General features: G+C 56.4%; 5 protein-coding genes. 2 read left to right on the top strand and 3 right to left on the bottom strand.

Going from position 1 to position 6000, the window contains the following annotated elements; all coding sequences use genetic code 11:
* The first annotated feature begins 188 nt into the window (after positions 1-188).
* On the top strand, positions 189-371 hold the full coding sequence (locus ABQZ00_RS10755; protein WP_323539259.1) for a bacteriocin: 183 nt from the start codon (positions 189-191) through the stop codon (positions 369-371).
* Between the two features lie 30 nt (positions 372-401).
* Positions 402-1433: a DUF6624 domain-containing protein gene (locus ABQZ00_RS10760; protein WP_323539258.1), complete on the top strand. Its 1032-nt coding sequence runs from the start codon at positions 402-404 to the stop codon at positions 1431-1433.
* Positions 1434-1631: 198 nt separating this feature from the next.
* Here ABQZ00_RS10760 and ABQZ00_RS10765 read toward each other — a convergent pair.
* From ABQZ00_RS10765 to ABQZ00_RS10775, 3 genes are all read right to left on the bottom strand, one after another.
* Positions 1632-2731, bottom strand: a protein-coding gene (locus tag ABQZ00_RS10765) for an IS3 family transposase (RefSeq protein ID WP_323539257.1) whose coding sequence is annotated in 2 segments (ribosomal slippage) — positions 1632-2470 and positions 2470-2731 — 1101 coding nt in all. Because the reading frame shifts where the segments join, the coding sequence is not laid out codon by codon here.
* A gap of 256 nt (positions 2732-2987) precedes the next feature.
* Positions 2988-3584, bottom strand: coding sequence for an imm11 family protein (locus ABQZ00_RS10770; RefSeq protein ID WP_323539256.1), 597 nt, complete (start codon positions 3582-3584; stop codon positions 2988-2990).
* A gap of 1 nt (position 3585) precedes the next feature.
* The coding region (locus tag ABQZ00_RS10775; protein ID WP_323539255.1) for a VENN motif pre-toxin domain-containing protein at positions 3586-6000 on the bottom strand (2415 nt) is incomplete at its 5' end.

Consider the following 6000-nt stretch of genomic DNA (forward strand, 5'->3'; position numbering starts at 1 on the left):
TCATGCTGGCGGTCAGGGCCGCCGCTTGATTACCTCCGTCCCTAATGTTCGTGCCTTGCCTTTCGCGGGCTCACGCGCATGGGGATCTATTTATGCCACCAAATCACTTGACGCCGTTCCGATGGGGGTGATAAAGCAGTCTGGCTCCGGTTTTCATGGATGGCGCTCAACCCAAGGACGTCCTCCCGATGTCCAAGCAAGAATCGAAGCAGCATGGTACGACCGGGTCTTTCCGCCTGCTGAGCCGTAACCTGGCACGCGAACTGACCGATGCAGAGCTCAATGCCGTCTCTGGTGGCACCACATCGCGGACCCGCCTTGCGGCCGCGGAGGCAAGCTTAAGCAACATCATTGACGATGAGGATGCCTGACGCAGTACGCCCTCCCTTACGGTTTGTGACATGAATGATGGAGCGTCGTTATTGTTTCGCATGGGTGTGGTCGTGATGCTGACCGGCAGCAGTTTGCCGGTCAGCGCTACCGCCGCTGCGCCCGTGCTGCTGGAGCAGGTCCCGTCGGATGCGGTGGTTGATCTTGCATCGCTGCAGTGGGTTGCTCCTCGGTTCTCCGCCGACGCGGCCGAGCGTGCGCGATGGGATTCGCTGCTCGCGTGGGCGCGAGGTCCGGCAAGCGAGGCGGAGACACAACGTCTGCGAAAAGCGTTTGCGGACCGTGGCGTGGATGCGTCGGCGCTGCCGCGCGGATGCTATGGCAACCATCGATGCGCGCTGGTAGTCAGCGCCGAGGCCACGGCAGCTGATGCTGCTTCATTGGACGCGTTTGCTACTGCCGCGCGGCAGGCGCAGCCTTATGTGGCTACGTATCGGCAAGTCGCAACCTCGGTCGATGCCGTTCACAAAGTCCGTGACGATGTGGATTCCGCCACCAAAGATGCCAAGGAGCTTGGGCGTCGATTCGCACAGGATCAAGTGTTGAGATACGCCTTTGATTCGCTACCGGGTCATGGTGAGGAAGCGATCGGCACTCCCACGTTTGCCTTATATGCATTTGCGCTCGAGGCGGACCTGCGCTTGCTGGACGACAGCAATATCCTGTACGCCCAGGAGCAGATTGCCCGCTACGGAGGTTGGCCTGCGCCGCCGAGGATCAGCGAGGACATGCAGCAGCAACTGTGGGCGCTCGTGCAGCACGGCGACCATCGCCCTGAGCTGCAGTACGACGCGCTGCAGGCCCTGCAGCGGAGTTACGAGGGTCGTGCCCTGCCCCGTCAGTATGCTTTCCTACATGATCGGGTGATGCTTAAGTTGACCGGCACGCAGCGTTACGGCACGCAGGTGACGTGCGTCGACGGAAAGCGTGTGGCGCAGCCGCTTGATGGCAGCGGTGATGTGGACGCGCTGCGCACGAGCGTGGGGATGGCTTCGCTCGCAGATTATCTCAAGGACTTTCCGAGTTGCACTGCGGCACCATGATGCGGGAGCTTGGGATGCCCTGAGGCTGTAGCCCGGATGGAGCCAAGCGCAATCCGAGGCTGTTGGTGCATGACATCAGCAAGTGCGTTGCATCGTTCGCGCGCACAGAGCCACGGAATGCGCTTCGCTCCATCCGGCCAAGGATTGTCGAGTGTTACGGTGAGTAACCCGACTCTGAAGCGTCCTCGATTCTTCGAGTCACTCAGAAGTAGAGGTGGTTGTTGATTGTGCCATTGCAAAGCGGATGGGCGGCAAGCCGCCGAGTGATCGATGTGGCCGTTGGTGGGTGTATCGATGACGCCAGTCCTCTGCCATGCGCCGCACCTCGTCGAGCGTGGTGAACACGAAGCGGTCCAGCACTTCGGTGCGGAAGGTGCGGTTGAAACGTTCGATGTAGGCGTTCTGGGTAGGTTTGCCGGGCTGGATGTGGATCAGGGTGACGCCGTGCTGCTGTGCCCACTGCCTGAGCGCAGCGCTGATGAACTCCGGGCCGTTGTCCAGGCGCAGTCGCCTTGGAGCACCACGCAGCTCGACCAATTCGTCCAGTGCGCGGATGACCCGTGCCGAGGGCAGGCTGGTGTCGATTTCGATCTTCATCGATTCGCGATTGAAGTCATCGTTGATGTTGAAGGTGCGGAAGCGGCGTCCAGACCACAAGGCATCGGACATGAAGTCCGCCGACCAAGTGTGGTTTGCCGCTTGCGGGATCTCCAGCGGCGCGCGGATGCGGTCAGGTAATCGGCGTTTGCCGCGACGTGGAAGGTTGAGCTTCAGCGCGGTGTAGACCCGCCAGGCGCGGGTCTTGCCCCAGCCCTGCGGTCGCAACGCCCAATCCATCAGCAGGCCAAAACCGTGGCCGGGGTTGTCCTTCAAGTGCGCCTCGATTGCGGCGATGAGCGGGCCATCGTCGCGCTGGCGTGGACGGTAATGCCGTGCAGATCGGGACAGCTGCAGCACCCGATCAGCTCGACGGGCACTGAGGCCGTGAGTAGTTTGCATGGCCAGACTCAAATCCAGTCGACGAGCCTGGCTCAACCTTTTCGCGACAGCACGTCCTTGAGCGCGTGGTGATCCAATGCCAACTCGGCATACATGCGCTTCATCCGGGCCAACTCGGCTTCCACATCCTTCAGATGCCGCAACTGCGACACCTCCATGCCGGCGTACTTGGACTTCCAGACGTAATAGGTCGGCTCGCTGATCCCGTGCTTGCGGCAAGTCTCGCCAACCCTTGCACCAGCCTCGACTTCTTTGAGGATCCGAACCATCTGTTCTTCGGTGAACTTCGACTTCTTCATACAGAGCTCCTTGGGATGGAACTCTACTTCCAAGTGGATCGAGTTAACGAGGACGCTTCAATTGTCGTAATTGAGCGCGGACCCGCCTCGATTAGGTAGCGACGGCCGGTACCGTTGCTGACTATTGGTCGCGGATACTCAAACTAATACCCCCTATGACAAATTTATTATTGGCATTTTCCGCAACTCCTCTTGCTTTAATACCACCCAAATAATCTACAGTAACGAGGCAAAACAACATTATATTACAACCTAATCAAGCAACAACTTTTTCCGGACCATTCAATAAATCAAAAGCCACCCCCGTTACCTCGGCACCTTCGAATCGCCGCTTCACTTCCTCACTAACGATTACTGCCCCAAGATATTTTTTTAGCCTAAATATATGCTTTTCGCCCACCTTGGACACATCTATGACAAGATTAAAGAAGTTTCGATATGTCCCTGCCAAATCTGGGCGTACCGGATCATTTTTTTCAAAAACTGAAAATTCAGAATTAACTTCATCAACGCAATCAATTTGAGTTTCGATTATCATCGCAAAATAATTTTGCCTCAAAATTTTACGCTCAATTTCCACTGGCGCAAAGACAACATTTCGGTATGGCTCGTCAATTTCCGGCAAACCCATTAACGAATCAACAGCCTTTTTACTTAAAACGGGGACGCTCGCATATCCAGCTAATGAATAATCAACTTCAAACCCGTCAAACCTCACTTTCGATGAATAGCCGCCTGGCTCCATGAAATTGACAGGCGGGTCAATAAAGTTCCAGTTATTAACATAGCCAATATCATCAAGAATCCACTTGCTTTTTATCGATACATCCTGCCACATTAAATAATATCTCATATCACCCTCCTGTCAACCACTTATTAACCTCACTACCCCTCGTTACAGCTTCCACTTTAATCCTATTGAGCGCTTGAGTTACAGCCATCTTGTATTCTGGAGTATTAGGAGTCAAGCCCATCGTGGCTCGATTAAGAGTTCCGTATACGTATTTATGGTATTGCTCAGGATGAGGCCCCCTATGCCCTGGAACGGCCACCAAATTTTCAGTCGCCCGACTTATATTAAGACCAGAGCCGTCAAAAAATCTCTGATACTCTAATGTCCAAGCTATTTTCCCGTTCGCATCAGAAGTGCACTTATCAGTGCACAGGTGATGCAGTGGAATTGCGTCATAGTTAGGTGGCGCCTTTACATCAACCCGTCCGCCGTCGAGCGTGACATATCCACCGCTATTGTCACGGTAAATTGGCTTTCCATCATCTGTATATCGACCAGTTGAGTTATATACACCGCCACGCGGCCCAGTAACCGTAGCTGTGCCATCAGCGTTCGTAGAAGCCGTGTAGCCACTAGGAACATTGAAATTGGGTGAAGGAAGTGCCAGCGGTCTACTTGGCGGGGATACCGACTCGTCGGCTGGCTTGTTCGGAGGTACTCCATTGCCGTTGCCAGCCACGGGATTTTTAGGCGTAGTTATCAAGGCATTTGTTGGTACCTCTTCAACATCACGAGGCACTGGCGCTCGCGGTACTCCAAGGGTGCCAGTGGTTGGCAGCAAGCCCGTTTTCGGAGTTACGCGTGCACCAACAATCTGCATTGCTCCTGCAATGGTATTTGCAAGACCCCTCCTATTCTCCTCACTCATTCCCGCCGCAGCTGCACCGAGATAGCCTAGGCTTGCAAGTGCGCTTGAGCTCAATGAATCATGGAGGGCGAAGAAACCCCTCAGCTGCATCGAGGATGGGAGCAGATCTTCAGTACGAGTGACTTCAAGCCCTGACTTGATGAGCGCGTCAACGTAGATCTTGTCATTCGCTGTATTGTCGCGGCCGAACAAGCGCTCCATGAAGGTGAAATTCGTGCTTGCGTATGCGCGCTGATCGACACTCAGTCCCGCGTACGGGAAACCGTAAACTTGGTCTGGGCCGATACCTTGCAGATTGCTCAGATCGAAGCTTCCGTTCTGATCGATGTAGCGCTGGTAGTAAGTAGCGAGACCAGCTTTCTGGACCTCAGTGAGAGTCTCTCCAGCCAGTACCTTCCTCAGAAGACCGGCACTCATCTGGTCACCGGCGTCAAGCAAGACGAGTTCCAGTGATTCCTGTGGATTCAGTCCAAACTGTGTTTCAGCTTTTTGGCGAAGTTGTTTCAATCGCGCATGATCATCCTTGCCGAGGAAATTGTTCTCGACCGAATTCTTCGCAATATTTGCGGTCGTCGCAGCATCCGCCAGACTCCCGCCCGTCATCCCACCCGCAATCGCACCAACAGCCTGCGACAACGAGACGATCATCTGCTTGTCCGCTTCCGGGAGCCGGCTTGGATCGAACATGCCATCCGGGCCGTAGGCTTGCGGGTCGTCGCCGTACAGGGTCTTGGTCAGGTACTGCGCCGCCAGCTCGCCACCTGCGCCCGCCAGTGCGCCACCGGTCATGGATGTGCCGTTGACTTGCGCCAGCACCGCGCCGAGGACTGCATGCGATAGCCCTTGCAGTACGGCGTTCGGGTTGCTGCCGTGGTTCTGGTCGAAGGTCTTGCCGACCAGTTGGGCGGCATAAGGTGCCAGTGCATTACTGGCAACTTGGCTCGCCCCCTGGCCGGCGACGCTGCCGACCAGGACCGTCGTGACCGCCTGCAATGCCCGGCTGTAGTCGCCGCCGGTGCCCCATTGCTGTTTCGATTCGTAAGCCGCACGGTAGTCGGAGACGTTCTGCAGCAGTTCGCTTTCCCGCTGGGCAGGCGTCAAGGCCGCGAAGCGATTCCTTTCATCGTCGGTTTTGAGGTCGTTTTCGTACTGGTCTTCGATGGCGCGCGCTTTGTTCTCGGCCGATGCGGCAATGTCATCGCCTATCTGCTTGCCGGTGGCAATGACCGTGCCAGCGGCCGCTGCCATCGCCTGCTGCTCACCTAATATCTTGCGGACATCCGGCAACGTGGCCACCGCCTCATGCGCCGCAGTTGCATCGGTGTTGATGCCGAGTGCTGCCGCCGTGGTGGTCTTGCCGCCGATCTTGATGTTGCCTTCGGTCAACGTGGCGCGGGTGTAGGTGGTGTCGTTGCCGCTTTCGCTCATCGGCATTCCCGGCATGAAGCTGCTGGTGTTGGCCTTGCCGTAGTTGCCGTTGGCGATGTTATTGCCGATGTCACTGGACTGTTCGCCAGCGGTCCGTTGGATTGGGTTGCCGTTGGCATCGGTTTGGTTACCGGTACTGCCGAAGCCGCCACTGATGCTGCCCGACGATGCGCTGTAATC

It is taken from the genome of Xanthomonas sp. WHRI 10204 (assembly GCF_040202875.1).
GTDB lineage: Bacteria > Pseudomonadota > Gammaproteobacteria > Xanthomonadales > Xanthomonadaceae > Xanthomonas.

What these genes read in the sequence shown, in the direction of transcription:
- ABQZ00_RS10755 (WP_323539259.1), top strand. Translation starts at nt 189, where the DNA reads ATGTCCAAGCAAGAATCGAAGCAGCATGGTACGACCGGGTCTTTCCGC.
- ABQZ00_RS10760 (WP_323539258.1), top strand. Translation starts at nt 402, where the DNA reads ATGAATGATGGAGCGTCGTTATTGTTTCGCATGGGTGTGGTCGTGATG.
- ABQZ00_RS10770 (WP_323539256.1), bottom strand. Translation starts at nt 3,584, where the DNA reads ATGAGATATTATTTAATGTGGCAGGATGTATCGATAAAAAGCAAGTGG.